This window comes from Pseudomonas sp. NPDC096950 (assembly GCF_044762525.1).
Classification (GTDB): Bacteria; Pseudomonadota; Gammaproteobacteria; order Pseudomonadales; family Pseudomonadaceae; genus Aquipseudomonas.
The window spans coordinates 122,325-149,314 of the sequence record NZ_JBIWEL010000016.1 but is presented as its reverse complement, the minus strand read 5'-3'; the positions used below and the strand labels follow the sequence as shown (position 1 = coordinate 149,314).

Sequence of the window (26,990 nt, the reverse complement as noted above, 5' to 3'; positions counted from 1 at the left end):
CGGACCCTCCTTGAAGCTGTGCAGTACGCGCAGCGGAACGTTGTACTTGCCGGCGAATTCCACCGCACGGATCTGCAACACCTTGGAACCGAGGCTGGCCATTTCCAGCATCTCTTCAAAGGTAATCTTGTCCAGGCGCTGGGCCACGGACACCACGCGTGGGTCGGTGGTATAGACGCCGTCCACATCGGTGTAGATCTGGCATTCGTCAGCCTTCAAGGCCGCTGCCAGCGCCACGCCGGTGGTGTCGGAGCCGCCACGACCGAGGGTCGTGATGTTGCCGTGCTCGTCGACGCCCTGGAAACCGGCGACAACCACCACACGACCCGCCTTCAGATCACCGCGAATCTTCTGGTCATCAATCTGCAAGATACGCGCTTTATTGTGCGCGCTGTCCGTCAGAATCCGTACCTGATTGCCGGTGTAGGACACCGCTGGCACGCCGCGCTTGATCAGCGCCATGGCCAGCAGGGCAATCGTCACCTGCTCACCGGTGGAAACAATCACGTCCAGCTCACGAGGAACCGGCTGACCGTCGCCACTGATTTGCTTGGCCAGATCGATCAGACGGTTGGTCTCGCCGCTCATTGCAGACAGCACAACCACCAGGTCATCGCCGGCATCGCGGAATTTCTTAACCTTGTCGGCGACCTGCTCGATTCTCTCGACAGTGCCGACCGAGGTGCCTCCAAATTTCTGTACGATCAAAGCCATTTCAAAGCCGCCTCTGCCCATGAAGGGCGCCCAATAATCTCAAACAGTTGCCGAACCCGTCACTAGACCACGGGTTCGGCAAACCGCCTTATAAACCCTGCTCTACAAATGGAACGGTCAGGGCCAATGCTGCGTCCAGCGCGCCGGCGTCTACACCACCGCCCTGCGCCATGTCCGGACGACCACCGCCCTTCCCGCCCACTGCCGCAGCGGCTTGCTTCATCAAATCACCGGCTTTGAGTTGGCCAGTCAGGTCTTTGGTTACGCCTGCAACCAGAACGACCTTTTCCTCATGGACACTGCCGAGCAGGATCACTGCGCGGCCGAGTTTGTTCTTCAATTGATCGACCAGCGCCAGCAGCGCCTTGCCGTCCTGACCGTCCAGACGCACGGCCAGCACTTTCACGCCTTTGACATCCAGGGCAGAAGCCGACAGATCGTCGCCCGCCGCGCTGGCTGCCTTGGCCTGCAACTGCTCGAGTTGCTTCTCCAGCAGACGGTTGCGCTCCAGCACAGCCGACAGCTTGTCGATCAGGTTGTCGCGGCTGCCCTTGACCAGGTTGGCCGCTTCCTTGAGTTGTTCTTCCGCAGCGTTCAAGTATGCCAGCGCCGCAGCACCGGTGACCGCTTCGATACGACGCACGCCGGAAGCCACACCGCCTTCGCTGATGATTTTCAGCAGGCCGATGTCGCCGGTACGGTTGGCGTGGATGCCACCGCACAGCTCGACGGAGAAATCGCCGCCCATGCTCAGCACGCGCACGTTGTCGCCGTACTTCTCGCCAAACAGCGCCATGGCGCCTTTTTGCTTGGCGGTTTCAATATCGGTTTCTTCGGTTTCAACCGCGGAGTTCTTGCGAATCTCGGCGTTGACGATGTCTTCCAGCGCCTTCAACTGCTCAGGCTTGATCGCTTCAAAGTGGCTGAAGTCGAAGCGCAGGCGCTGACTGTCGACCAACGAACCTTTCTGCTGAACGTGTTCGCCCAGCACCTGGCGCAATGCCGCGTGCAGCAAATGCGTCGCCGAGTGGTTCAGCGACGTGGCGTGACGCACTTCGGCATCGACATGAGTCTCAACCGGCGCGCCAATAGTCAGGCTGCCCAACACCGCCACGCCGTGGTGCAGGAAAGCACCGCCAGTCTTGGTGGTATCGCGCACGTCGAAACGGCTGCTACCGGCCTGCAGATAACCGCAATCGCCGATCTGACCGCCGGACTCAGCGTAGAAAGGCGTCTGATTGAGGACGATCACGCCCTCTTCGCCTTCACTTAATACGTCAACCGACAGGCCATCTTTATAGATAGCGACAATCTTCGCCGAACCGCTGGTGGCCTTGTAACCGGTGAACTCGGTCGCGACGTCAACCTTGACCAGGGTGTTGTAGTCCAGGCCGAACGAACTGGCCGAACGGGCACGCACGCGCTGGGCTTCCATTTCGCGTTCGAAGCCGACTTCGTCGACGGTCAGGTTGCGTTCGCGGGCGATGTCAGCGGTCAGGTCCATCGGGAAACCGTAGGTGTCGTACAGCTTGAACACCACGTCGCCCGGCACCACGGTGCCTTTGAGTTCCAGCAGATCCTGCTCGAGAATCTTCAGGCCATGCTCCAGGGTCTTGGAGAACTGCTCTTCTTCAGCCTTGAGCACGCGCTCGATGTTGGCTTGCTGCTGCTTGAGTTCCGGGAACGCTTCGCCCATCTCGGCAACCAGCGCCGCGACGATCTTGTAGAAGAAGCTACCGGTAGCGCCCAGTTTGTTACCGTGACGGCACGCGCGACGAATGATCCGGCGCAGTACATAGCCGCGACCTTCGTTGGACGGCAACACGCCGTCGGCAATCAGGAAACCGCACGAACGGATGTGGTCGGAAACCACCTTGAGCGAAGACTGGTCGTCATTGCTGCAACCAATCGCCTGGGCCGAAGCGCTCAGCAGGTTCTTGAACAGGTCGATTTCATAGTTGGAATGAACGTGCTGCATCACCGCACTGATCCGCTCCAGGCCCATGCCGGTGTCTACCGACGGTGCTGGCAGAGGATGCAACACGCCGTCGGCGGTGCGGTTGAACTGCATGAACACGTTGTTCCAGATCTCGATGTAACGGTCGCCATCTTCTTCCGGCGAACCCGGTGGGCCGCCCCAGATGTGGTCGCCGTGATCGTAGAAAATCTCGGTGCAAGGACCGCACGGGCCGGTATCGCCCATGGTCCAGAAGTTGTCGGACGCGTACGGAGCGCCTTTGTTGTCGCCGATGCGAATCATGCGCTCGGCCGGCACACCGATCTGCTGGGTCCAGATGTCATAGGCCTCGTCATCCGTGGCATAGACGGTTACCCAGAGTTTTTCCTTGGGCAGTTTCAGGACACCGGTCAGGAAGGTCCAGGCGTAGGTGATCGCATCGTGCTTGAAATAGTCACCGAAGCTGAAGTTACCCAGCATTTCGAAGAACGTGTGGTGACGAGCGGTATAACCGACGTTTTCCAGGTCACTGTTCTTGCCACCGGCGCGCACGCATTTCTGGCTGCTGGTCGCACGGGTGTACGCACGTTTTTCCTGGCCCAGGAAGCAGTCCTTGAACTGGTTCATCCCCGCGTTAGTGAACAGCAGGGTTGGGTCGTTGCCCGGAATCAAAGAGCTGGAGGCTACACGGGTGTGGCCTTGCTCTTCGATGAAGCGAAGGAAGGGTTCTGGGTTTTCTGCGATTTTCTTTAGGTTCTTCCACGGAGGCTGCGGCCAAAGGCCTGTGCAAAACGTCAACAGACGAAGCGACGGCAAAGGGCCGCATTATATCGGCCCTGCGCGCGGGGTACAGCGTGTTTATACGATAGAAACGGTCAATTGGACGGCTAACGCTGTCAGTTGCGCGAAAACTCGACGAATGTAGCGATGACCTGCTCAATTTGTGCGCGGCTGACGTCCATGTGCGTGACCATCCGCAGACGGCCGGCAGCGCTCAGCTTGATGCCGCGCTCGCCTGCGAATGCCTTGATCGCCTCGGCCCTGTCGCCCATTGCGACGTAAACCATATTGGTCTGCACCGGCTCGACGTCGTAACCGGCCTGACGCAAACCTTCAGCCAGAAATTGCGCATTGGCGTGGTCGTCAGCCAGACGCTGAACGTTGTGATCCAGAGCATACAACCCTGCCGCGGCAAGGATGCCGGCCTGGCGCATACCGCCGCCGACCATTTTGCGCAGACGGCGCGCCTTGGCGATGAACTCGACCGAACCACACAACACCGACCCAACGGGCGCACCCAGGCCTTTGGACAGGCAGACCGACACCGAATCAAAGTGTTGAGTGATTTCCCGGGCATCGACACCCAGTTTGACCGCGGCGTTGTAGAGACGCGCGCCGTCCAGGTGCAAGACCAGGCCGTGTTCGCGAGTGAAGGTGCGCGCCCGGGCCAGATATTCCAATGGCAGAACCTTGCCCTGCATGGTGTTTTCCAGGGCGAGTAAACGGGTGCGGGCGAAATGAAAGTCGTCGGGTTTGATCGCGGCGGCCACGTGAGCCAGGTCCAGCGAGCCATCGGCCTGCACTTCCAGCGGCTGCGGCTGGATCGAGCCGAGCACCGCCGCGCCACCACCTTCGTACTTATAGGTGTGGGCTTGCTGGCCGACGATGTATTCCTCACCGCGCTCGCAGTGCGCCATCAGGCCCAGCAAGTTACTCATGGTGCCCGTCGGCACGAACAGCGCGGCGGCAAAACCCAGCCGTTTTGCCAGTTCGACTTCCAGACGATTGACCGTCGGATCTTCACCATAAACGTCGTCACCCGTGGCCGCCTTGGCCATCGCGTCAAGCATCCCGGCGGTCGGTTGGGTGACGGTGTCGCTGCGAAGATCGATAACGCTCATAAATCTGGCCTCGGTAATCAGGGGAAATCATTTTCCAAGTGGAATTACTGCGGTCATGCCGACGAATAATCAACCCTTGGGCGAGGAAAAGTCGCTTCTCACCTTCGAAAAATCCGATATCAATCATCAGAAAGCAGCCATGCGCAGGCTGGAAATATGTGGTAAAAAAGCGGCGCCGCCAAACAATCTGGCGGCAAAACGTTCTCAGGGCGGGGTGCAACTCCCCACCGGCGGTAATTGCGCGCAATGCGCATAGCCCGCGAGCGCTTGGTGACAGCACGGCTTCGGCGGTGGCTGGCGGCAAGGTCAGCAGACCCGGTGTGATCCCGGGGCCGACGGTCATAGTCCGGATGAAGAGAGAACGGGATTGGCGCCAAAGGGCCGTTTGCACGCATTTTTGCGAGCGCGCGTACCCTTAAATCCCATTCGATTCATAAGCCCTGTTTTTCACACAAACAGGAACCAGAACATGCAACCCACCGCAATCGATAGCAAAAGCAAAAACCATCAGGGCGAGCGCGTCGCGTTCATCCAGGCCTGCTGGCACAAGGAAATCGTCGACCAGAGCCGTAAAGGCTTCGTCGCCGAAATGATCGCCCAGGGCTATCAGGAATCGGATATCGATTTCTTCGAAGTCGGCGGCGCCTTTGAAATTCCGCTGCACGCGAAGCTGCTGGCCAAATCCGGCCGTTATGCCGGTATCGTTGCCGCAGGTTTGGTGGTGGACGGCGGGATCTACCGTCACGAATTCGTCGCCCAATCGGTGATCAGCGGCCTGATGCAGGTTCAGCTGGAAACCGAAGTGCCGGTGTTCTCGGTCGTCCTGACCCCGCACCACTTCCATGCGGGTGAAGAACATCAGAAGTTCTTCTTCGAGCATTTTGTGCACAAGGGCCAGGAAGCGGCGAAGACCTGTGCGGATACGCTGCACAAGATGCGTGCTTTGCGTCGCAATGAGCCGCGCGCGGTAGCGGTCTAAAACGACAATCCTGTGGTTTGGGTGGGATCTTTGAATTCACCCAAATCAAATGTGGGAGCGGGCTTGCTCGCGAAAGCGGTGTGTCAGTCGACTACTTTGTTGACTGATCTACCGCTTTCGCGAGCAAGCCCGCTCCCACATTGTTTTGTGTTGTGCTTAAGCGAGGTTTTCGTCGGTGGCCGGCACAATCAGGATGCCGGCACGCAGGCCGTTTTTCACCTTGGGGTTCGGGAAGATGATCCGGGCGCCCTTCTCTTCGATGATCCAGCGGGTCTGGGCGATGTCTTCAGCCAGCACGTAACCCACTTCCAATTCCGAAAAGTTCTCGATGTCCGCTGGCAGGTTCAAGCGGAAGCTGTCGCTGTGCTTGATGATTTCCCGCGCCACGCTGAACAGCTGCAAACCATCCAGCGACGCTTCGCCCAACGGCGGTTCGTTGCCTTCGATGATCTGTTTGAGGCGGGTTTCCAGCAGGTCGACATTGACTCCGGCGTTCTGCCCGAAGGGCCTGGCCTTGCCCAACTCGAGGGTAAAGGACTCGGCACCGAGCTTGTCGTAGGTGTAGGAGCTGAACACGATGGACGGCTTGTTCTGCAGCAGCACCGCTTCCATGCCGGCGGCGCGCAGGCGAGCCAGTTCCACGCGTGAATGCTGGCGGTCTTCTTTCCACGGGTACAGCGCGAACTGCTCGATTTTCGAGCCTCGAATCGCGGTGTGCAGGTCGTAGTGCAGACGCTCGCGGTCCGGCAGGCTGAAAAAACTCGCCGCCAGTCGCTCCAGTTCACAGGCGCGCAGGGCTTCGGAACCGCTGCTTTGTTCGTGACGGCCGTTGAACAGCCGATTGACGTCCTGCTCGATAAAACGCTCGCCGCGGCGGATGGCCTCGGGGTTACCGAACAGGAACAGAATGCGTGCGCGCGGCTTCAGGTCGCCGCGGGCGATGTCATGCAACAGGCGATCGAGCAACTCGATCGGCGCTGTTTCGTTGCCGTGGATCCCCGCTGACAGCAGCAAGTCCAGGCCATTGTCGCGAGCTTCAGGTGGCCGGACTTCCAGCGCACCTTCGCTCAACCAGCGCATCCGCACGCCTTCGACAGTCAGTTGAGTCTTCTCCGCCGGTTCGCGGCCGGCGAGGGTCAGTTCAAGCAGTTTGCCGAGGGCGAGCATAGAGCGGTTTCCTTAGTGGTCGTGTGCGCAATCCGGGCCGTGCACGTGGTCTTCGTCACCGACTTCGGCCGGTTCCATTTCCAGTTGCAGACTTACCAGATTAGTCGCCAATGGGCGCAGCAGCAGGTTTGCGTATTCGGCATCGCCTTCTTCGACGTCCACGCCGATCAGCAATTGGCCGCGGCCGTCTTGCTGGATCCACAGCTCTTTGCCTTGCCACAGGACCGCGACGCGGGTGCAGGAGGTTTCCAGTTGCGTGCCGTCGGTGTCTTCAAGGATCAGCTGCAGGGTATCGCTCATGTGTTTTACGCTCTCGTTTGGAGATAAAAGCGGCGCTCGGAGCGCCAGCCTTTAATTGATCTGGAATGGATAAACCGCGCCCAGTTTAAGGATTTGCGTCAGTTCATCCAGTGCCGTCCGGCATTCAAGCAGCAATTGCGGGTCCGCGAGATCGTTTTCGGTCATGCGGTCGCGGTAGTGCTTGTCGACCCATTCAGTCAGCGTGCCGTACAACGGTGCCGTCATGATAACCCCTGGATTGACCGCCGCCAGTTCGGTTTCATTGAGCGCCACGCGAAGTCTCAGGCAAGCCGGGCCACCGCCGTTCTGCATGCTCTGCTTCAGATCGAAGACTTTCACTTCACGGATCAGCCCGCCAGAGCTGGTCAAACCTTGCAGGTATTGCCAGACACGCTCGTTGCCACGGCATTCTTCCGGCACGATCAAGAGCATGGAGCCGTCAGGACGCGACAGCAGCTGGCTATTGAACAGGTAGGACCGAACCGCGTCTTCTACGCTGACCGCCGAACGCGGTACGCACACAGACTGAAATTTCCCACCGACTTTGGCGAGTTTTCCGGAAAGTTCGGCCAGCATCTGTTCGGTGTCGAGGAACGCGTCCTCGTGATAGAACAAAACTTCACCGTTACCCACAGCGATCACGTCGTTGTGGAACACGCCCTGATCGATCACCGAAGGGTTCTGCTGGGCGTAGACCACGCCGTCATCGCTCAAACCGTGCAAACGCGCAACGGCCTGGGAGGCTTCGAGGGTTTGGCGCGCCGGGTATTTCTGCGGTGCAGGGTAACGGTTATCGAACGCGCTTCGACCGAACACGAAGAACTCGACGCCGGCTTCGCCATATTCACGGCAGAAACGGGTGTGGTTGGCCGCGCCTTCGTCGCCGAACTGCGCCACCGCCGGCAGAGCGGCGTGGTGCGCGAAGTGCTTCTGGTCAGCGAACATCGCGCCGAGCACGCGACTGGTGGTCGGGTGTTCGATGCTGCGGTGGTATTTGCAGTTCAGGTTGGCGGCGGTGAAATGCACGCGGCCATCGGCGGTGTCGGCACTCGGACTGACGGTGGCGGCGTTGGCCACCCACATGCTCGACGCCGAGCAACTGGCGACCAGCAGCGGCATCGCCTCTTTAGCGGCCTGCTCGATCACTTGTGCATCGGTGCCGCTGAAACCCAAACGGCGCAAAGCGGCGACATCCGGGCGTTCTTGCGGTGCCAGTACGCCTTGCTGGAAGCCCATTTCCATCAGGGCTTTCATTTTTGCCAGACCCTGCAACGCCGCTTCCTTCGGGTTCGAAGACTGCTGGCTGTTGCTCTGGGACGCGACGTTGCCGTAGGACAGGCCGCCGTAGTTATGGGTCGGCCCCACTAGACCGTCAAAATTGACTTCATAGGATTTCATCAGCGAGGCTCCACAAGAATCTGTTGTTATAGGCATCAGGTAACAATTCAATATGACCGAGGCGCGGCCTTCGCGGGCAAGCCCGCTCCCACAGGAAAATGCATTCCAATGTGGGAGCGGGCTTGCCCGCGAATAGGCTTTACGCCATCCGCACGCCAGGCGTCAGGGTCGCAGGCAACACCAGGCTCGGGGTTTCCAGCGACGCCACCGGGTATGCGCAGTAATCCGCCGCGTAGTAGGCGCTGGCGCGGTGGTTGCCCGAGGCGCCGACGCCGCCGAATGGCGCGCTGCTCGCGGCGCCGGTCAGTTGTTTGTTCCAGTTGACGATACCGGCACGGCTTTCCAGCCAGAACTGTTGATAACGCGCTTCGGAATCCGAAAGCAAACCAGCCGCCAGGCCATAGTCGGTGTCGTTGGCTTCAGCAATCGCCGCTTCAAAATCAGCGTAGCGGATCACCTGCAGCAACGGACCGAACAGCTCTTCGTCAGGACGATCAGCCACTGCGGTGACATCCAGAATCCCCGGAGTCAGCAATGCGGCTTGAGCCTGAGGCTGAGTCATTTCCAGCAGCGCGACTGCGCCCGTGGCCAACAGGTGTTCCTGAGCATCCATCAACGCTTTCGCAGCGCCAAGGGAAATCACCGAGCCCATGAACGGTGCCGGCGTCTGGTCGAACGCACCGACGTCAATTGTCGAGCTGACCGCCACCAGACGCTCGAGCAACGTGTCGCCCCAGGCGCCTTGCGGCACCAGCAAGCGGCGGGCACAGGTGCAACGCTGCCCGGCAGAAATGAATGCCGACTGGATGATGGTGTAGACGGCGGCATCCAGATCAGCCACTTCGTCGACGACCAATGGGTTGTTACCGCCCATTTCCAGCGCGAGGATCTTGTCCGGACGACCGGCGAATTGTTGATGCAGGTGATTGCCGGTACGGCTTGAACCGGTGAAGAACAGACCGTCGATCCCCGGGTTCGCCGCCAGGGCGATACCGGTTTCGCGAGCGCCTTGCAGCAGGTTCAACACACCCGCTGGCAGCCCGGCTTCGATCCAGCACTTGACCGTCAGCTCGGCGACTTTCGGTGTCAGTTCGCTTGGTTTGAACAGCACGCTGTTACCGGCCAGCAGCGCCGGGACGATGTGACCGTTCGGCAAGTGACCCGGGAAGTTGTAAGGACCGAACACCGCGACCACACCGTGTGGTTTGTGGCGCAGCACGGCGGTGGCGTCACCCAACGGGCCGCTCTTCTCGCCGGTACGTTCACGGTAGCTCTGCACCGAGATCGCGATTTTGTTGACCATGCTGGTGACTTCAGTTGCCGATTCCCACAGGGGTTTACCGGTTTCTTCACCGATGCAGCGAGCCAGTTCGTCAGCGTGGTTTTTCAGGGCGACGGCAAAGGCTTCCAATACGCTGATGCGCTCGTCGAGGGTGCGACGGGCCCAGCCCGGGAACGCCTGACGCGCGGCTTGCACGGCGGATTCAACCTGAGCGGTGGTGGCGCCTTCGCCGGTCCACAGCACCTGCTGGGTCACCGGGTTCAGCGATTGAAAAGCTTCACCCTGACCGGCCAGCCATTCACCTGCGATGTATAGCGAATTCATTATTTCGACTCCCGAGCAGCGGACAACGGAACGGCGCGCACTTGATCACCGGCGTTGAGTTGAAGGCGTTTGGCGGTCAGTTGATCGACCACCAATGTGCCGGCGGCGAAGCGTGCTGGCGCGGCAGTGACCCGGCAGTCTTCGCGCTTGCGGTTGTGAATCAGGAAAGGCGTGGCGTCATCCCCCGGCGTACCGATGGCCAGCACCAGCGCCTGGCTGTCGCGCACCGCACGGATCTTGCCGGTTTCACACTCCACCGATGGGCCGGCGTCGAAGATATCGACGTAGCCTTGGTAGCTGAACCCTTCGCTCTTGAGCATGGACAGGGCCGGTTCGGTGTCCGGGTGAACCTGGCCGATCACATTGCGCGCATCTGGCGACAGGAAGCAGGTGTACAACGGGAATTTCGGCATAAGTTCAGCGATGAATGCCTTGTTGCCGACACCCGTCAGGTAATCCGCCTGGCTGAACTCCATCTTGAAGAAGTGCCGGCCCAGGCTTTCCCAGAACGGCGAACGCCCGGAGTCATCGGACACACCGCGCATCTCGGCAATGATCTTGTTGCCGAACAGCTCCGGGAACTCGGCGATGAACAACATCCGCGCCTTGGCCAGCAGACGGCCATTCAGGCCATTGCGGTAATCGGCGTGGAGGAACAGCGAGCATAGCTCGGAGTTGCCAGTAAGGTCGTTGGCCAGGAACAGCGTCGGAATTTCCCGATAGATGTTCAGTTCTTGCGAGGCGCTGACCGTCAGGCCGACCCGAAAGTTGTACCAGGGCTCACGCATACCGACCGCGCCTGCAATGGCGGAAATCCCCACCACCCGGCCATTGTCGTCTTCGAGCACGAACAGGTAGTCCGCATCGCCCCGCCCGGCTTCGCCGCGAAAGGTTTTCTCGGCCCAGCCGACCCGATGGGCCAGACGTTCTTCGTTGGCCGGCAAAGTAGTCAGGCCGGTGCCGGTGCTGCGGGCCAGGTCGATCAGAGCGGGTAAATCGCTGCTGCGTACGGGACGAACGATCATGCTATCTCCTCAAACGGGCCGCTTGCGCCACCCGCGAAACTCTCAGCTTTTATAAGCACGCTTAAACCGCGACCAAGCGCACGCTGGCACCTTCACCGACGCCCAGGGCTTCGGCCGCTTCCAGATCCAGGGTCACGGGTTTGCCCGGCGCGTAATCGAGCTCGAGCAATACCGCGCGGTAATCCTGCAACTGGGCGTTGGCCACCAGGTACTGACGACCGGCGCCTTTGACCGGCTCACCGATCTTCACCGGAACCACACGGCTCTGGGCGATCGAACGGATCCCTGAGACGCGGGCGTGCAAGGTTGGGCCGCCGTCGAAAATGTCGATGTAGTGATCGGTCTCGAAGCCTTCGCGCATCAGGATGTCGAAGGTGATCTGCGCACGTGGGTGCACCTGGCCCATCGCTTCTTGGGCGGTGTCCGGCAGCAATGGCACGTAGATCGGGTAGTGCGGCATCAGTTCGGCGAGGAAGGTCCGGCTCTTCAGGCCGCACAGACGCTCGGCAGCGGCGTAGTTGAGGTCGAAGAAGTTGCGACCGATCGCATCCCAGAACGGCGAGTCGCCATTTTCATCGCTGTAGCCGACGATCTCGGTCACCACGGAATCGGCAAAGCGCTCCGGATGGCTGGCCACGAACAACAGGCGGCCACGGGAATTGAGTTCCGCCCACGGCGAACCGACCAACTCCGGCTTCACGTAGAAACTGGTCAGCAGGCTGTTGCCGGTCAAGTCGTGGCACTGGGAGAGCACGTGGATCTTGTTATGAATCTTCAGCTCGCGGGAGGCGTGCACGAAGGTTTCATTACGGAAACTGTAGAACGGCTCGGAATAACCAGCCGACGCGACGATCGCCGAGCAGCCCACCAGTTTGCCGGTGGCACTGTCTTCGAGGACGAAGAAATAGCTCTCTTCACCGTTGAAACTGACTTCAGCGGAAAACGAGGCTTCGCTCGCGGCGATCTTGTCGCTCAGGCGTTCAACGTCATCCGGCAAGGAAGTGACACCAATCGGGCTGTCCGCAGCCAGACGCTGTACCTCGCCCAGATCAGCCATTTGCGCGGGGCGCATCACCAGCATGGTGTCACTCCTTTCTCGAAAAACTCTTATAGGAAAAATACGACCCGGACTAATGTGGGAGCGGGCTTGCTCGCGAAAGCGGTGTATCAGTCGACATTGCTGCTGTCTGACCCACCGCTTTCGCGAGCAAGCCCGCTCCCACATTGAATCTGGTCCGGCATAAAAATTTGGATCGACGCCTGAAGCTCAGGCGCCGAAGGGTCTATCAGGCTTGCGTCAGTTTCGCCGCAGCGCGTTCGAAACGGTCCAGGCCGGCATCAATGTCCGCGTCTTCAACCACCAGGCTCGGGGCGAAACGAATCACGTCCGGGCCGGCTTGCAGGATCATCAGGCCTTCGCGCTCGGCGGCGTTGAAAATGTCTTTCGCTTTGCCTTTCCAAGCCTCGCTCAGCACGCAACCGATCAACAGGCCCAGGCCACGAACCTGAGTGAACAGGCCGTATTTCTCGCCGATCTGCTCCAGGCGCGCCTTGAACTTGTCGTGCTTGGCGTTGACGCCGCTCAGCACTTCCGGGGTGTTGATCACGTCGATGACCGCTTCCGCTACCGCACACGCCAACGGGTTACCGCCGTAAGTAGTGCCGTGGGTGCCGACGACCAGGTGTTTGGCCAGGTCTTCAGTGGTCAGCATCGCCGCGATCGGGAAACCGCCCCCCAGGCTCTTGGCGCTGGTCAGGATGTCCGGGGTCACGCCGTAATGCTGGTAGGCGAACAGCTTGCCGCTGCGCCCCATGCCGGTTTGCACTTCGTCGAACACCAGCAGCGCGTTGTGCTCGGTGCACAGCTCACGGGCGCCTTGCAGGTAGGCCAGTTCGGCCGGCATCACGCCGCCCTCACCCTGGATTGGTTCCAGCACCACGGCGCAGGTCTTGCCGGAAATGGCCGCTTTCAAAGCCGCCAAGTCGTTGTAAGGCACGTGGGTGATGCCGGTGATTTTAGGACCGAAGCCGTCGGAGTACTTCGACTGGCCACCGACGTTCACAGTGAACAGGGTGCGACCGTGGAAGCTGTTCAGCGCGGCGATGATTTCGTACTTCTCGGTACCGAAACGATCGAAGGCCACGCGACGGGCCAGCTTGAAAGCGGCCTCGTTGGCTTCGGCGCCGGAGTTGCAGAAGAACACGCGCTCGGCAAACGTGGCGTCGATCAGCTTATGCGCCAGGCGCAGGGCCGGCTCATTGGTGAACACGTTGGACACGTGCCACAGCTTGTTCGCCTGTTCGGTCAAGGCACCGACCAGCGCCGGGTGCGCGTGGCCCAATACGTTAACGGCAATCCCGCCGGCGAAGTCGATCAGCTCGCGGCCAGACTGGTCCCAAACGCGGGAACCGGCACCACGCACAGGGATGAAAGCGGCTGGCGCGTAGTTGGGAACCATTACCTGGTCGAAATCGGCGCGTTCTACCGCAGCGTGCTCAACGGACATCGGAGTCTCCTGAAGAGGAACACTCGCCTGAAACTGGCGAGCGATGAGGGGATTGTAAGGACAGTTTTCAGCCCGGCCTTGCCGCCAAGCGACAACTTCTTATAGCGCAAACCCCGGTTTCAGCCGGGTTTACGGCAATGCGACATATACCGTCGCAAAGGCGCAGTTTAAACCGATGCACGGGATTAGCGGCAGCGCGGGCGACATTAGATTTCAAGTCGTTGGCGAATGTGCGGTAACTATCTACCGCACATGCGTTTGGCAAAACGGGTTTCCTTGCACGCCGACCCCTTCAAGGATGAAACCCGTGGATCTTTCCAACCCGTTGCCGACTCCGGCATGGTTAAACCACCCCGACAGTCATTTCGATCATCTGGCCAATAATCTGCCGCAGTGGCTGCTCAAGGCTTCCGCCAAAAGGCGAACCGCGCTGGGCAAAACCGCGCCGCGCCTGCGCGAGGAGTTTCGCAACGCCTCCGCCGGCCAGCACCTCGTGCTGAAACGGCTCAACGCCGCCTATTGGACTGCCCAGAACCGCGTGGACGAGCGCCTCGAACACTTGCAAGACGCCCGCGCCTTTGGCGAGCCCTTGCTGCGCGCCACCCTCAAACAACGCTATGGCTTGGACCTTGACGTGAAGACCACGTTTTTGCGCCTCTATATTCCAGCCTCGATTCCCTGGTTCCCGATCAAGTCCGGCGCCGCCCGGACCTGGACCGTGTCGCTGCTCGACGCCGCCCTGCACAACTTCGAACTGTCCGAGACCAGGACCGGCGCCTACGAACCCGATTCAACCTTCATTACCCAGCCGTCAGCCTCTGGCCAATTCGAAACCTTGAATCACATCAAGGACACCCTGACGATTGCCGCCTTCACCGCACTGTGTCGCGAACTGGATCTCGGCGCTAAATATCAGGCCTGGCTCGAAGACAACCTCGGCGTGAGCAACCCGGTGGCCGCCGCCGTTTTGCGACCGCCGATCCTGGAAAGCCAAAAAGCCGCCTTACGCATGGCCCTGGAACTGGCCCTGCTGCAGAAAGACACCCTCAAGGAAGACGCCTACCGCTCCATTCTCGGCATTGTGAGCGGCGTGCAAGGCATGATGCTCAATGGCAAAACCCTGCTTTGCCATGACCTGACGATGATGTCCGCGCGACTGACCGGTATCGTCCTGTTCGCCCCGGATCTGGAGCAATATCGCGGCACCGAGCGGGTCATCGCCTATATACCCGACGACCCGCGACACCCGATCAAGGAATACCCGTCCAGCGGCCACTTCATGGCCGAGCTCAGTGAGAAATTGCGCGCCAATGATTACCAGCAATTCTTCAGCCGCTTCATCGACCATGCTGATCGAGGCTACTTCTTCGCCAACCTGAACAGCCGCCTGACACAAATCACCTGGCATCCACGCGCTTCCGGCGATCCGCTGCCCTCCTGGCGTGAATCACCGGCCAATCATGTGAACCTGCAATTTTCCGCCACGCCAATCTCCGGCGATCTGTGGCAACACCTTTATCAGCGCAAGCTCGACAAGATTCTCAACGATGCGCGCACGCTGGCCGTGTCCACTGCCAGTGCCGACCGCAAAGCACGATGGCAACTGTGGGACTCCTTTACCAACATCGCTTCGACGCTGTTGCAGGTTGCCGCTTTCGTGGTCCTGCCGTTTGTGCCGGTCCTGGGCGAAATGATGATGGCCTACATGGTGTATCAAATGCTGGATGAGGCATTTGAATCCATCGTCGAATGGTCGCAGAACCTGACCCGACAAGCCCTCGAGCACACCTTGGCGTTCATCGAATCCATCGTTCAACTGGGCGCCTTCGCGGCCGGCGGCAGCCTTGTGGCGGGAGAGTTTCGCAACATCGTGCCCAAGGAGTGCGTGGACTTCATTGACCGCTTCCTCCCCGTGAAATCAGCCGCCGGCAAAACCCGCTACTGGAACGGCGACCTCAAACCCTACGAGCAAAACATCGCCCTGTCCGCCGACAGCAACCCCGATGCATTGGGTCTCCACACTCACGCCGGGAAAAAAATCCTGCCACTGGACAGCAAGCACTACGCGGTCACGCGGGGTTCAACGCCGGACCAGTTCCACATCGAACACCCGACACGCATCGATGCCTACAAGCCACGACTGAAACACAACCGCAACGGTGCCTGGCACACCGAACTTGAACAGCCGCTGAAGTGGGACCGCCGCACACTCCTGCAACGCCTGGGGCATGCCGCCGACTCGCTGTCCGAGGCTGAATGCGAGCAGGTGCTCAGGATCAGTGGCCACCACGAAAACGCCGTACGCCGGATGCATGCCGATCATGAACCCTTGCCGCCCCTGCTGGCCGACACGCTCACGCGCTTCAGGATCGACAAGGGCATACGAACCTTTATCGAGCGGATCGGCAGTGAACACCCCGAGACTTACACGACTGCCGACCCGACAACCCAGTTACAACTGCTGACCGAAAACTTCCCATGGCCGGCGAACAAAGGCCTTCGATTGATTGACGGCAACGGTGAAGTGCTGTGGCAATACGCCCAAGGCCGGCAGCGTACGTATGACATTCGAGCCAGTAGCGGTGATGTACTCGAAGCCACACTGAAATGCCTCACGGAGGATGAAATCAAGGCGCTGTTCGAGGAAAGCTTCGGTGCGCCAACGCTGGCCCCAGCGGTACGTGCCAAGAGCTTGAGGAGCAGAATTGCGGAGATTGCGCAGTCGCAACGTCACTCGTTGCTCGACGCCCGTTACCGCGCCCAGGCACTCGACGCGGACCCGCTGGCGCAGCGCTTGATGGATGCCGTCCCGGGCCTGCCCGGCCCCGTCGCCGAAGAACTGCTGAACTCGGCCACCGGTATCGAATGGCAACAATTGGAGGAAGGCACGGTCGCACCTCGACTCAAGGAGTTGGCGCGCTGGGCGCAACAACAGGTCCGCGCCGTGCGCGCCCGCGAAAGCCTGGAACTGGGCTCCCGGAATAACCCGGATGCCGATCGACTGGCGCTGCATTCTTTGCCCCGCATGCCTGGCTGGTCGGGGGACGTGCGGATTGAGGTCAACCGTTATTCGTTCAACGGCGAAAACATCGACAGCATCGGCCTGCCTGACGCGCCCCAGCGCAAAGTGCTGGTGCAACTCGAAGACGGCGATTACCAGGCGTTTGATGAAATCGGCCAGCAACTGTCGGGCGCCGAGGATTTCTACAATGGCCTGCTGCGGGCGCTGCCCGATAGCGAGCGCAAAGGGCTGAACCTGCAAACCGGGCAAGGTGCGCAACTCAGAGAAGTCATTGCCGAACACGCTCTGGGCCACGCCGAACTGCAAGAAGTCCTGGCGCAGCAACCGCTGCGCAAGCCCTACTACGATCCGAAAGTCATGCGACTGCCCGGCGGCACCGACGGCTATCCGCGCATCCATCCCGGCGCAACGTCAATGCAGACGTACGTTCAAACCCTGTATCCGTCCTTCAACGCAGTCGAGGTCGAAGCCTTTATCCGTGAACTGCAGCGGCAACCCTCGGGCGCGCGGGTAGAAATCTCGCGCCTGTACAACGAATTCGAACAGATGAGCCAGGACCTGCGCACCTGGCTCGAAGCAACGCCCCTCCATCACCCTCAAACCGGCGCCCTGCTCAGCCCCCATCAACTGACCGCCGTGCGCCGCAATCGCCTACTGCTCGCGGAAGAATTGCAACGCTGTTGGCGGCGCCAGACCGCGCTGAATGATGGCGACATGGATGCCGGCAATCGCGGCTACATGTTTCGGTTCACGCGCCCCATCATCGGCGAGTTACCGACGATTGACGCGGACTTCAGCCACATTGCCTACCTGACCCTTGAAGGCAGCGAGACGACACGCGGCGCCCACGCATTCCTGCGCCGCTTCACCGGCCTGCGGCGCATGGAAGTGCGCAATATTCCGTTGAATACCCTGCCCGATTTCCTGACATCATTGCCGAATCTGGAACAGTTGATCCTCAGTAATTGCGCGATCACGTTGAGCGCCGATGCCCAGGCGGCGCTGGCGTCCTTGAGCCAGATGCGTACGCTGGAACTGTACAAAAACCCCTTGGGCGGGGTGTTTAGTGTCGAGGCGATGACCCAACTGGATTACATCGACCTGGGCGATACCGGTATTTCCAGCCTTCCTCCCGGTCTGCTCGACCTTCCCAGCCTGGAGACCGCGATTTTCTCCGAGAACCAACTCACCGAACTGCCCGCGCAACTGTTCCAACTGCCTGCCAGCAAGAGCGAAGGCTTCGACTTCGCCAGCAACCCACTGTCGGTCGACACCCGGAACCAGGTGAAAAGTTACTTTAAACAGACCCGTGAGAATCTGGGCGTGCAAGCCAACCAGTCCGATATCGACCGGGTGACCGCGCTTTACCCAGTGATGGAGCGCGAACAGGCCAGCGATTTTGTGTACAGCCTGCCTGGCACGCTGGAGACCGGGCGAACCGTACTCACCCTCCTGGAAGCCGAGTACAGCACCTTGTGCGATACGCTTGCGGCGTGGAGCGGCAACCTGCCTGCCGTGCACCCGCTTACCGGTGAACCTTTCAGCCCCCGGCAGCGGTTGGTGGAACACTACGCCCGGGACGAATTCAAAAGCACCGTGGAACAAGCCTGGCGCCGGGAAACCGCGGTGGATGACTTCAACCCGGGGCCTGCCCCCTCCTACGAACTCAACCTGTCGCTGGTGATCAGCGGTGAGTTGCCCACACTGAGCGCTGATTTCAGTCACGTCTCCCACCTGTACCTGCACAGTTACGCCGGGCAAACGTCGGTCACCGATGGATTCCTGAAGTGTTTCCCCAAGCTGAAGGGGTTGACCATTCGCGACTATCGCCTGGGCAATATTCCGCAATCGGTATTCAACATGGGCGAACTGACCGCGTTGGTACTGCCCGATTGCCGCATCAGCCTGACGGCGGACACGATGGCCGGGCTGGCCGGTATGGAGCACCTGGACTTCCTGGACTTGAGCCATAACCCGCTCTTGCTGACGCCCGATGTCAGTCAGATGGCCGACCTGTCCACGCTGGCCCTCAACGACACCCACATCACCGACCTGCCACCGGGGTTGTTGAAGTTGAAAAAGCTGGATATCGCCAACCTGAGCAATAACGCGATTCGAGAACTGCCCAGCGACATCCTCGAACTGCCCATGGAGACCGGAGAGAGCATCAACCTGCGCGGCAACCCGTTTTCCGAACGCAGCCTGCAATTGCTGCATGCCTACTTCAGGCAGAACGGCACCGATTTTGGTGTTGAGGAAATCATTGAAACCGCCGAGATGGAGGTTTCGAACTCGGATGATTCAGAGGCTGAGCAATGAAGCGTTAAACGTCCGCAAACCGGACGTCAGGTCAGCCGCGCTCTGAAGGCACCGACGACAACTCAAACGGACTGCTGCTACGCCGCTGGTTGCGATCTTCCCGCGGCGTGGCGCCGAAGAAGTTGCGGTAGGCGCTGGAAAAATGCGGCCCCGAGGAGAAGCCACAGGACAGGCCGATCTGGATGATCGACTTGCTGGTTTGCATCAACATCTGCCGGGCCTTGTTCAGGCGCAGTTCCAGGTAGTACTGGCTCGGCACGCGGTTGAGGTATTGCTTGAATATCCGCTCCAGCTGCCGACGGGACACGCACACATGCTGGGCGATTTCGTCGGTGGTCAGGGGCTCTTCGATGTTGGCTTCCATCAGCAACACCGCCTGGGTGAGTTTTGGATGACTGGAGCCGAGGCGATTTTGCAGCGGAATACGTTGGCGTTCGCCGCCCTCACGGATGCGTTCGACCACCAGTTCTTCCGACACCGCACCGGCCAGTTCGGCGCCGTGATCGCGGGCCAGGACCGCCAGCAGCAAGTCGAGTACCGACAGGCCGCCGCATGCGGTAAGGCGATCGCGATCCCAGTCGAACAAATGACTGGTGGCGATGACTTTCGGGAAGCGTTCGGCAAAATCGTCCTGCCAGCGCCAGTGCACGGCGGCGCGATAACCGTCGAGCAACCCCAGCTGGGCCAACGGGTAAACACCGGCGGACAAACCACCGATCACGCATCCGGCGCGCACCAATTGTTTCAGCGAACTGCTGAGGGCCGGCGCGAGCGCGGTCGGCGGTTCATCGGCGAGCAGAAACAACTTCTGGAAGTTTTCGAGCTTGCCGGCCCATGGCTCACCGGGCAATTGCCAGGCGCCTTCGGTCGGCGGTTCGGCCTGCAAAAACGACAGCTCGTAGACAACGTCCGGATGCACACGCTGGGCAACACGCAAGGCCTCCTCAGCCAGCGCAAGCGTCAGAGCTTTAGTGCTGGGCCAAATCAGGAAACCAATTCGATGGGCAGTCATGGTGGGCAATCCGAAACTCAAACAGTGATGAAGGCATGGGCCAATGCTAGCCCGTAAATGAACGCAAATCTCAAACCAACAGAGATCAACTGTGGGAGCGGGCTTGCTCGCGAAAGCGGTGTGTCAGTCAACATCGTTGCTGTCTGAACCACCGCTTTCGCGAGCAAGCCCGCTCCCACAAGGGATCTGGGCCAGCCTCTAGGTTGCGAAGCATGCACTATCCCGGTGCGCAACGGGAGTTCGGTTTACTTCAGGCTACCCGAGAGGAATTGTTGCAGGCGTTCGGACTGTGGATTGACCAGCACCTCACGCGGGTTGCCGCTTTCTTCGACGATGCCTTTGTGCAGGAACACCAGTTGGTTCGACACTTCACGGGCGAAGCCCATTTCGTGGGTCACCACCACCATGGTCCGGCCTTCCAGCGCCAGGGCCTGCATGACTTTCAGCACGTCGCCCACCAGCTCCGGGTCGAGGGCCGAGGTCGGTTCGTCGAACAGCATCACCTCGGGCTCCATCGCCAGCGCACGGGCAATCGCCACGCGCTGTTGTTCGCCGCCGGACATGTGGCCCGGGTACGCATCTTTACGATGGGCCACGCCGACCTTGTTCAGGTAGTGCTCAGCCTTTTCACGGGCCTCGGCCTTGGACATGCCGAGCACATGGACCGGCGCTTCCATGATGTTTTCCAGCGCAGTCATGTGCGACCACAGGTTGAAATGCTGGAACACCATCGACAGGCGCGAACGCATGCGCTGCAACTGTTTCGGGTCAGCCGCCTTCAGGGCGCCGTCCTTGTTCGAAACCAGTTTCAGCTCTTCGTTGTTGAGCAGGATCTTACCCGCGTGCGGCTGCTCGAGCAGGTTGATGCAGCGCAGGAAAGTACTTTTGCCGGAGCCACTGGAGCCGATGATGCTGATCACATCGCCAGCCGCCGCTTTCAGGGACACGCCCTTGAGCACTTCGTGACTGCCATAGCGTTTATGCAGGTCTTGGACTTCAAGTTTGTACATGCGGTCGGTTCTCACAAAAACAGTCAGTCAGTCGTTGAGCAAGCGCCCGTGACGCAGCGCTTCGCGCCCCGCCACCTTGGCCAGCCAGAAACCGGGTTGGGCATAACGCAGCCGTTCAATGGCAAACAGCACCCCGGACGTACCAGCACACACCGTGCTGACCCGATCCGCCAACGGATCGATCACTTCGAAAATCTCATCGCCGGCTTCAATCCATTCGCCGGGTTTACGCAGGAAACTCACCACACCCGGGTGCGGTGCGAACAACAATTCGGTGCCTTCGAACGGCATGCCTTCACAGGCTTCGTGTGCCGGTTTCGGCCATTCGCCGCTGATCAGGCCTTGCTCGGCGAGAAACGCCAAAATGCCTTCGGCCTGGAATTCAGCTTGCGGGCGATCGGTGTCGGCCTGGCCACCCAGTTCAATAGTGGTCGCGAGGCACGCCAGTGGAATCTGCGCGTCCGGGAAGTGGCGCGACAAACGCAGCCACGGCAGCGAACAGGCCTCGTCGAAGGAACTGCCGCCGGAATCTTCCGCCAGCAAGCCCACTTTCACATTCAGGTGCGCGGCCAGCGAACGCCACTGCGGCCAGTGTTGCGGCAAGGCGTACATGTGCAGCGCGGCTTCGGCGTCGCAATGCAAATCCAGCACCACGTCGGCGGTGCAGGCATGGCTGAGCAAGACGCGCTGCATGCCTTGCAACTGGCTGCTCGCCGCGGGCAATGCCGCCAGATGATCGCTCATGGCCTGGCGGATCAAGCGGATATTGGCGTGGGGATCATCCCCCAGGCGTCCTTCCAGTTCGGCGGCCACTGGCGCGCTGAGCTCGACGAAATCCCGGTTGAAGTTCTTGCCGCTGCCCGCTTCGAAACGACCTTGATGGTTGCCTTGCAACAGTTGACCGAGGCCCAATGGATTAGCCACCGGCACCAGTTCGATCACACCGTTGAGCAAGCCTTGGGTTTCGAGCTCACCTAAACGCTTTTTCAGCTCCCAGGCGGTGCGCATGCCCGGCAGTTCATCGGCGTGCAGGCTGGCCTGGATGTAGGCCTTGCGCTCGCCAGTGCCGAAGCGGAACACCGAAATCTGGCGTTCGCTGCCCAGGTGGCTCCACGGCAATACGTGATCGATGCGTTCCATATCAGTGCTTCCGCGGGGCCATATAGCCCAGCCAGCGGCGCTCGGCCAGTTTGAACAGCTTGACCAGGATGAAGGTCAGGCACAGGTAGAACACGCCGGCGGTGATGTAGGCTTCGAACGGCAAGTAGAACTGGGCGTTGACCGTGCGCGCGGCGCCGGTGATGTCGATCAGGGTCACGATGGACGCCAGACTGGTGGTCTGCAGCATCATGATCACTTCGTTGCTGTACTGCGGCAGCGCCCGGCGCAGGGCCGATGGCAACAGGATGCGTTTGTACATCTTGTAGCGCGACATACCCATGGCCTTGGCCGCTTCGATCTCGCCGTTCGGCGTAGCGCGCAGGCTGCCGGCGATGATTTCGGCGGTGTAGGCGCTGGTGTTGATCGCAAAGGCCAGGCACGCACAGAACGTTGCGCTGGACAGCCATGGCCACAGGAAGCTTTCACGCACTGCCTCGAATTGCGCCAAACCGTAGTAGATCAAAAACAGCTGCACCAGCATCGGCGTGCCGCGGATCACGTAGGTGAACAGCCAGGCGCTCATGTTGACGACGGCGTTCTTGGAGACGCGCATCAACCCCAGCGGCAGGGCCGCCAGCAGGCCGAAAAACAGCGACAGCGCGAGCAATTTGAGGGTGGTCACCAGGCCGCCGAAGTACAGCGGCAGGGCCTCCCAAATGACGTTGTAGTCGAAGATCATAGATCAGCCGCCCTTACGCCTACCGAGTAGCGCTTCTCAAGGTGACGCAGCGCCAGCAACGAGACACTGGAGATCACCAGGTACATCGCCGCCACTGCGAGGAAGAAGGTGAAAGGCTCGCGGGTGGCATCTGCCGCCTGCTTGGCCTTGAACATCATGTCTTGCAGGCCCACCACCGAAATCAGCGCGGTCGCCTTGGTCAACACCAGCCAGTTGTTGGTGAAACCCGGAATCGCCAGACGAATCATCTGCGGCACCAACACCCGGAAGAACACCTGGAAACTGCTCATGCCGTAGGCCATGCCGGCTTCTGCCTGACCTTTCGGGATCGCCATGAAGGCGCCACGGAAAGTTTCCGACAGGTACGCACCGAAGATGAAACCGAGGGTGCCGATACCGGCGGCCAGCGGATTCAGGTCGATGTAGTCGTTAAAGCCGAGCATCGGTGCCACGCGGTTGAGCAGGTCCTGGCCGCCGTAGAAAATCAGCAGGATCAGTACCAGGTCGGGAATGCCGCGGATCACCGTGGAATACAGGTCGCCCAGCCAGGCCAGCCAACGGATCGGGGACAGACGCAGCGAAACGCCGATCAGACCCAGAACGATGGCCAAGACCATGGACGACAAGGCGAGCTGAAGCGTCAGCCATGCGCCATCGAGGATGACAGCCCCGTAGCCTTTCAACATGATTCAGGTCCTCGAAAGTTGGGATGAAAAAATGGCGCAAACCTCAGAGATCCTGTTGCTTGCGCCATTTCGGACTTGTCGCTGGGACGTGTTACTTGCCGTAGATATCGAAGGCGAAGTACTTGTCCTGGATTTGCTTGTATTTGCCGTTCTCGCGAATGGCAGCGATCGCACCGTTGATCTTGTCTTTCAGTGCATCGCCTTTACGAACGGCGATACCCACGCCGTCGCCGAAGTATTTGACGTCGGTGAAGGCCGGGCCAACGAAGGCGAAACCTTTGCCGGCGTCGGTTTTCAGGAAACCGTCATCCAGCAGCGTAGCGTCTGCCACGGTGCCGTCGAGGCGGCCAGCGGCCACGTCGAGGTAGATTTCGTTCTGCGAACCGTAAGGCTTGATCTCCGCACCCAGCGGGGCCAGGACTTCGCGGGCGAAACGCTCGTGGATCGAACCACGTTGCACGCCGATGTTCTTGCCCTTGAGCTCGGTCAGGTTTTCGCTGACTTGGGTGCCGGCCTTCATGACCAGGCGAGCCGGGGTGTTGTAGTACTTGTTGGTGAAGTCCACGGACTTCTTGCGATCTTCAGTGATCGACATGGACGACAGGATAGCGTCGATCTTGCGCACTTTGAGTGCCGGGATCAGACCGTCGAACTCTTGCTCGACCCAAACGCACTTGACCTGCATCTGCTCGCACAGGGCGTTGCCGATGTCGTAGTCGAAACCGACGATGCTGCCGTCCGGTGCCTTGGAGGCGAACGGAGGGTAAGCCGCTTCGATACCGATCTTCAGGGGCTTTTCATCAGCGAAAGTCGGCAGGGACAGCACGGACAGTGCCAGGGCGCCAAGCAGCACAAGTTTCTTCATCTTGGGACTCCATCGGTAAAGGGCAAAAACGGCAGAGTGAGCACAAGCCCAATATGCGAATGGGTTAAACAGAAAATCGGTGCTGCGTCCTGGGAAACCCGCGTTATTTTCAACGCGAGCAACGACGAGCGAGTGATCGGCATTCTAACGACAGGCCCGAAGCCGATATTTCTTCAATGCGACAACAAATTACAGATGCACTGAGAAAGCCGCTTGGGCACGTTGACAGCCTTGCAATTTCATGCAAGAGCAAAAGATTGTGAACCGATCTATGCTGCAAATTGCGGGCCTATTATTGGCAAACCCTTCTAATCCGGCAAGCACAGCGTAGTGTCTTATTTTTCATGGGTGCTTGAGAGGCCCTGAAACGGGGCTTTGCGTTTCCCAATGCCCCGCCGCCGGGCGTGAGGTTACACATTCAGTTACTTTCGCGAGGGCAGGTAACAGTAGGGAATCGCCTACGTGTGATGCCGATAATTATTGGCCGTTGGTTAGGCGGCGTCTGACAGATCGCTTTCGCGAGCAAGCCCGCTCCCACAGTGGTTATGCGTTGTTCACGCATTTTGTGTTCACCAGAGATCTACTGTGGGAGCGGGCTTGCTCGCGAAGAGGCCCGCACGGCCAACACAAAACCATCAGGCAATAAAAAACCCCAACAGGCACAACACCTGGCAGGGTTTCAATGACACCGAACGCGATTTAAGCGACGTTCATCGTCTTATGCGTATCAATCAAATGCTGCACCACACCCGGATCAGCCAGGGTGGAGATATCACCCAACCCATCGTACTCAGCGGTGGCAATCTTGCGCAGAATCCGACGCATGATCTTGCCCGAACGGGTTTTCGGCAGCCCCGGCGCCCACTGGATGACATCCGGCGAAGCAATCGGACCGATCTCTTTGCGCACCCAGTTTTTCAGTTCCAGGCGCAATTGCTCGCTCGGCTCTTCGCCACCAATCAGGGTCACGTAGACATAAATGCCCTGCCCCTTGATGTCGTGCGGCACACCCACCACAGCCGCTTCGGCGACTTTCGGGTGGGCAACCATCGCACTTTCGATCTCTGCTGTGCCCATGCGGTGACCGGACACGTTGAGCACGTCATCCACACGGCCGGTGATCCAGTAGTAACCATCGGCATCACGCCGCGCACCGTCACCGGTGAAGTACATGCCGCGGAAGGTCTTGAAGTAGGTGTCGACGAAACGGTCATGGTCGCGATACAGCGTGCGCGCCTGGCCTGGCCACGAATCGAGAATCACCAGGTTACCCTCGGCGACGCCTTCGATGATGTTGCCCAGGTTATCCACCAGGGCCGGCACCACGCCAAAGAACGGACGAGCAGCCGAGCCAGGCTTGAGGCCATGGGCGCCCGGCAATGGGCTCATCAGGGTCGCGCCGGTTTCGGTCTGCCACCAGGTGTCGACGATCGGGCAGCGGGACTGGCCGACATTCTTGTAGTACCAATCCCACGCTTCCGGGTTGATCGGCTCACCGACCGAGCCCAACAGACGCAGGCTGCTGCCATCGGCGCCTTCAACAGCGGCGGTACCCGAAGCCATCATCGCGCGGATCGCGGTTGGTGCGGTGTAAAGGATGTTGACCTTGTGCTTGTCGACGATCTTCGCCACCCGGGTAATGTCCGGATAGTTCGGCACGCCTTCGAACAGCAACGTGGTCGCGCCATTCGCCAGCGGGCCGTAGACGATGTAGGTGTGGCCGGTGATCCAGCCGACGTCGGCGGTGCACCAGTAGATTTCGCCCGGACGGTAGTCGAACACGCGCTCGTGGGTCATCGCCGCGTAGAGCAAATAACCGCCAGTGGTGTGCTGCACGCCCTTCGGTTTGCCCGTCGAGCCGGAGGTATAAAGGATGAACAGTGCTTCTTCAGCGCCCATCTCTTTCGGCGCGCAGACACTGCCCGCCACTTTCATCAGGTCTTCGTACCAGATGTCGCGATGCTGGTTCCACTTGATGTCGCCACCGGTGCGCTTGCACACGATGACTTTCTGGATGCTGCTGGTTTCCGGGTTGGTCAGCGCGTCGTCGACGTTGGTCTTGAGCGGGATCTTCTTGCCGGCACGAATGCCTTCGTCGGCAGTGATCACCACTTTGGAGCGGCAGTCGATGATGCGACCGGCCAGGGCTTCCGGCGAGAACCCGCCGAATACTACCGAGTGAATCGCGCCGATCCGGGTGCAGGCCAGCATGGCGACCACGGCTTCGGGGATCATCGGCATATAGATAGTCACCACGTCGCCGCGGTGCACATCCTGGCCGCGCAAGGCGTTGGCGAACTTGCAGACTTCTTCGTGCAGCTCACGGTAGGTGATGTTGCGGCTCTCGGCAGGGTCATCCCCTTCCCAGATAATCGCGATTTGATCGCCGCGCTCGGCCAGATGACGGTCGAGGCAGTTGTAGGAAACGTTCAGCGTGCCGTCGGCGAACCACTTGATGTCGACATGGTGATCGTCGAAGGACGTCTGTTTCACCGTGGTGAAAGGCTTGATCCAGTCGAGGCGCTTGGCTTGTTCGCGCCAGAAGCCATCCGGGTTGACGACCGACTGCTGGTACATGGCCTTATAGGTGGCCTCGTCAGTCAGCGTATTGGCTGCTACCTCGGGACGAACGGGATACAGAGAAGCCGCACTCATCTTTCTTACCTCGGTGGAATAGTTGTT

At 60.0% G+C, this 26,990-nt stretch carries 19 protein-coding genes and 1 riboswitch; of the genes, 2 read left to right on the top strand and 17 right to left on the bottom strand.

Annotation, left to right across the window (positions count from 1 at the left end; all coding sequences use genetic code 11):
- The 3 genes from ACIQY3_RS22950 to ltaE form a co-directional block, all read right to left on the bottom strand.
- On the bottom strand, positions 1-714 hold a 714-nt coding region (locus ACIQY3_RS22950; protein ID WP_403023959.1), incomplete at its 3' end, for an aspartate kinase.
- Positions 715-802: 88 nt separating this feature from the next.
- The gene (alaS, locus tag ACIQY3_RS22945) at positions 803-3,469 is read right to left on the bottom strand and encodes an alanine--tRNA ligase (protein ID WP_403024002.1); all 2,667 of its coding nucleotides are present in this window, start codon (positions 3,467-3,469) and stop codon (positions 803-805) included.
- 98 nt (positions 3,470-3,567) lie between these two features.
- On the bottom strand, positions 3,568-4,572 hold the full coding sequence (ltaE, locus tag ACIQY3_RS22940) for a low-specificity L-threonine aldolase (RefSeq protein ID WP_403023956.1): 1,005 nt from the start codon (positions 4,570-4,572) through the stop codon (positions 3,568-3,570).
- A gap of 196 nt (positions 4,573-4,768) precedes the next feature.
- Positions 4,769-4,939: riboswitch (FMN riboswitch) on the top strand.
- A 102-nt stretch (positions 4,940-5,041) separates the two neighbouring features.
- Between ltaE and ACIQY3_RS22935 the strand changes: the two genes are divergently transcribed.
- Positions 5,042-5,551, top strand: coding sequence for a 6,7-dimethyl-8-ribityllumazine synthase (locus ACIQY3_RS22935; RefSeq protein WP_403023953.1), 510 nt, complete (start codon positions 5,042-5,044; stop codon positions 5,549-5,551).
- 156 nt (positions 5,552-5,707) lie between these two features.
- On the opposite strand, the gene astE is transcribed toward ACIQY3_RS22935, so the two are convergent.
- The 7 genes from astE to ACIQY3_RS22900 all read right to left on the bottom strand — a co-directional run bounded on the left by astE (position 5,708) and on the right by ACIQY3_RS22900 (position 13,554).
- Complete coding sequence (astE, locus tag ACIQY3_RS22930; RefSeq protein WP_403023950.1) at positions 5,708-6,718, bottom strand: succinylglutamate desuccinylase; 1,011 nt, start codon at positions 6,716-6,718, stop codon at positions 5,708-5,710.
- Positions 6,719-6,730: 12 nt separating this feature from the next.
- Positions 6,731-7,018 (bottom strand): hypothetical protein, encoded by a 288-nt coding sequence (locus tag ACIQY3_RS22925; protein WP_010457234.1) that lies wholly within the window; start codon positions 7,016-7,018, stop codon positions 6,731-6,733.
- 51 nt (positions 7,019-7,069) lie between these two features.
- Positions 7,070-8,416 (bottom strand): N-succinylarginine dihydrolase, encoded by a 1,347-nt coding sequence (gene astB / locus ACIQY3_RS22920; protein ID WP_403023947.1) that lies wholly within the window; start codon positions 8,414-8,416, stop codon positions 7,070-7,072.
- A 139-nt stretch (positions 8,417-8,555) separates the two neighbouring features.
- Entirely contained in the window at positions 8,556-10,025 is a 1,470-nt protein-coding gene (gene astD, locus ACIQY3_RS22915) for a succinylglutamate-semialdehyde dehydrogenase (RefSeq protein WP_403023999.1), read from the bottom strand.
- Positions 10,022-11,047: an arginine N-succinyltransferase gene (astA, locus tag ACIQY3_RS22910; RefSeq protein WP_403023944.1), complete on the bottom strand. Its 1,026-nt coding sequence runs from the start codon at positions 11,045-11,047 to the stop codon at positions 10,022-10,024. Before astA ends, astD begins: the two co-directional genes overlap by 4 nt.
- A 61-nt stretch (positions 11,048-11,108) precedes the next feature.
- Positions 11,109-12,128, bottom strand: a complete 1,020-nt coding sequence (gene aruF, locus ACIQY3_RS22905) for an arginine/ornithine succinyltransferase subunit alpha (protein WP_054044757.1) — start codon at positions 12,126-12,128, stop codon at positions 11,109-11,111.
- A gap of 205 nt (positions 12,129-12,333) precedes the next feature.
- Complete coding sequence (locus ACIQY3_RS22900; protein ID WP_403023940.1) at positions 12,334-13,554, bottom strand: aspartate aminotransferase family protein; 1,221 nt, start codon at positions 13,552-13,554, stop codon at positions 12,334-12,336.
- Between the two features lie 307 nt (positions 13,555-13,861).
- Between ACIQY3_RS22900 and ACIQY3_RS22895 the strand changes: the two genes are divergently transcribed.
- Positions 13,862-18,895, top strand: a complete 5,034-nt coding sequence (locus ACIQY3_RS22895; RefSeq protein WP_403023937.1) for a dermonecrotic toxin domain-containing protein — start codon at positions 13,862-13,864, stop codon at positions 18,893-18,895.
- Positions 18,896-18,926: 31 nt separating this feature from the next.
- Here ACIQY3_RS22895 and argR read toward each other — a convergent pair whose 3' ends face one another.
- The 7 genes from argR to acs all read right to left on the bottom strand — a co-directional run bounded on the left by argR (position 18,927) and on the right by acs (position 26,963).
- The gene (argR, locus tag ACIQY3_RS22890) at positions 18,927-19,907 is read right to left on the bottom strand and encodes a transcriptional regulator ArgR (protein WP_054044763.1); all 981 of its coding nucleotides are present in this window, start codon (positions 19,905-19,907) and stop codon (positions 18,927-18,929) included.
- Positions 19,908-20,152: 245 nt separating this feature from the next.
- Positions 20,153-20,917 (bottom strand): ABC transporter ATP-binding protein, encoded by a 765-nt coding sequence (locus ACIQY3_RS22885; RefSeq protein ID WP_054044765.1) that lies wholly within the window; start codon positions 20,915-20,917, stop codon positions 20,153-20,155.
- Positions 20,918-20,944: 27 nt separating this feature from the next.
- Complete coding sequence (locus ACIQY3_RS22880; protein ID WP_403023932.1) at positions 20,945-22,057, bottom strand: M14 family metallopeptidase; 1,113 nt, start codon at positions 22,055-22,057, stop codon at positions 20,945-20,947.
- A 1-nt stretch (position 22,058) separates the two neighbouring features.
- Complete coding sequence (locus ACIQY3_RS22875) at positions 22,059-22,757, bottom strand: ABC transporter permease (RefSeq protein ID WP_403023929.1); 699 nt, start codon at positions 22,755-22,757, stop codon at positions 22,059-22,061.
- A complete protein-coding gene (locus ACIQY3_RS22870; RefSeq protein ID WP_403023926.1) occupies positions 22,754-23,443 on the bottom strand; it encodes an ABC transporter permease in 690 nt (229 codons plus the stop codon). The genes ACIQY3_RS22875 and ACIQY3_RS22870 overlap by 4 nt, the downstream gene beginning before the upstream one ends.
- Before the next feature lie 91 nt (positions 23,444-23,534).
- Entirely contained in the window at positions 23,535-24,308 is a 774-nt protein-coding gene (locus tag ACIQY3_RS22865; protein ID WP_403023923.1) for an ABC transporter substrate-binding protein, read from the bottom strand.
- A 699-nt stretch (positions 24,309-25,007) separates the two neighbouring features.
- Complete coding sequence (gene acs / locus ACIQY3_RS22860) at positions 25,008-26,963, bottom strand: acetate--CoA ligase (protein ID WP_403023920.1); 1,956 nt, start codon at positions 26,961-26,963, stop codon at positions 25,008-25,010.
- Positions 26,964-26,990: the final 27 nt, after the last annotated feature.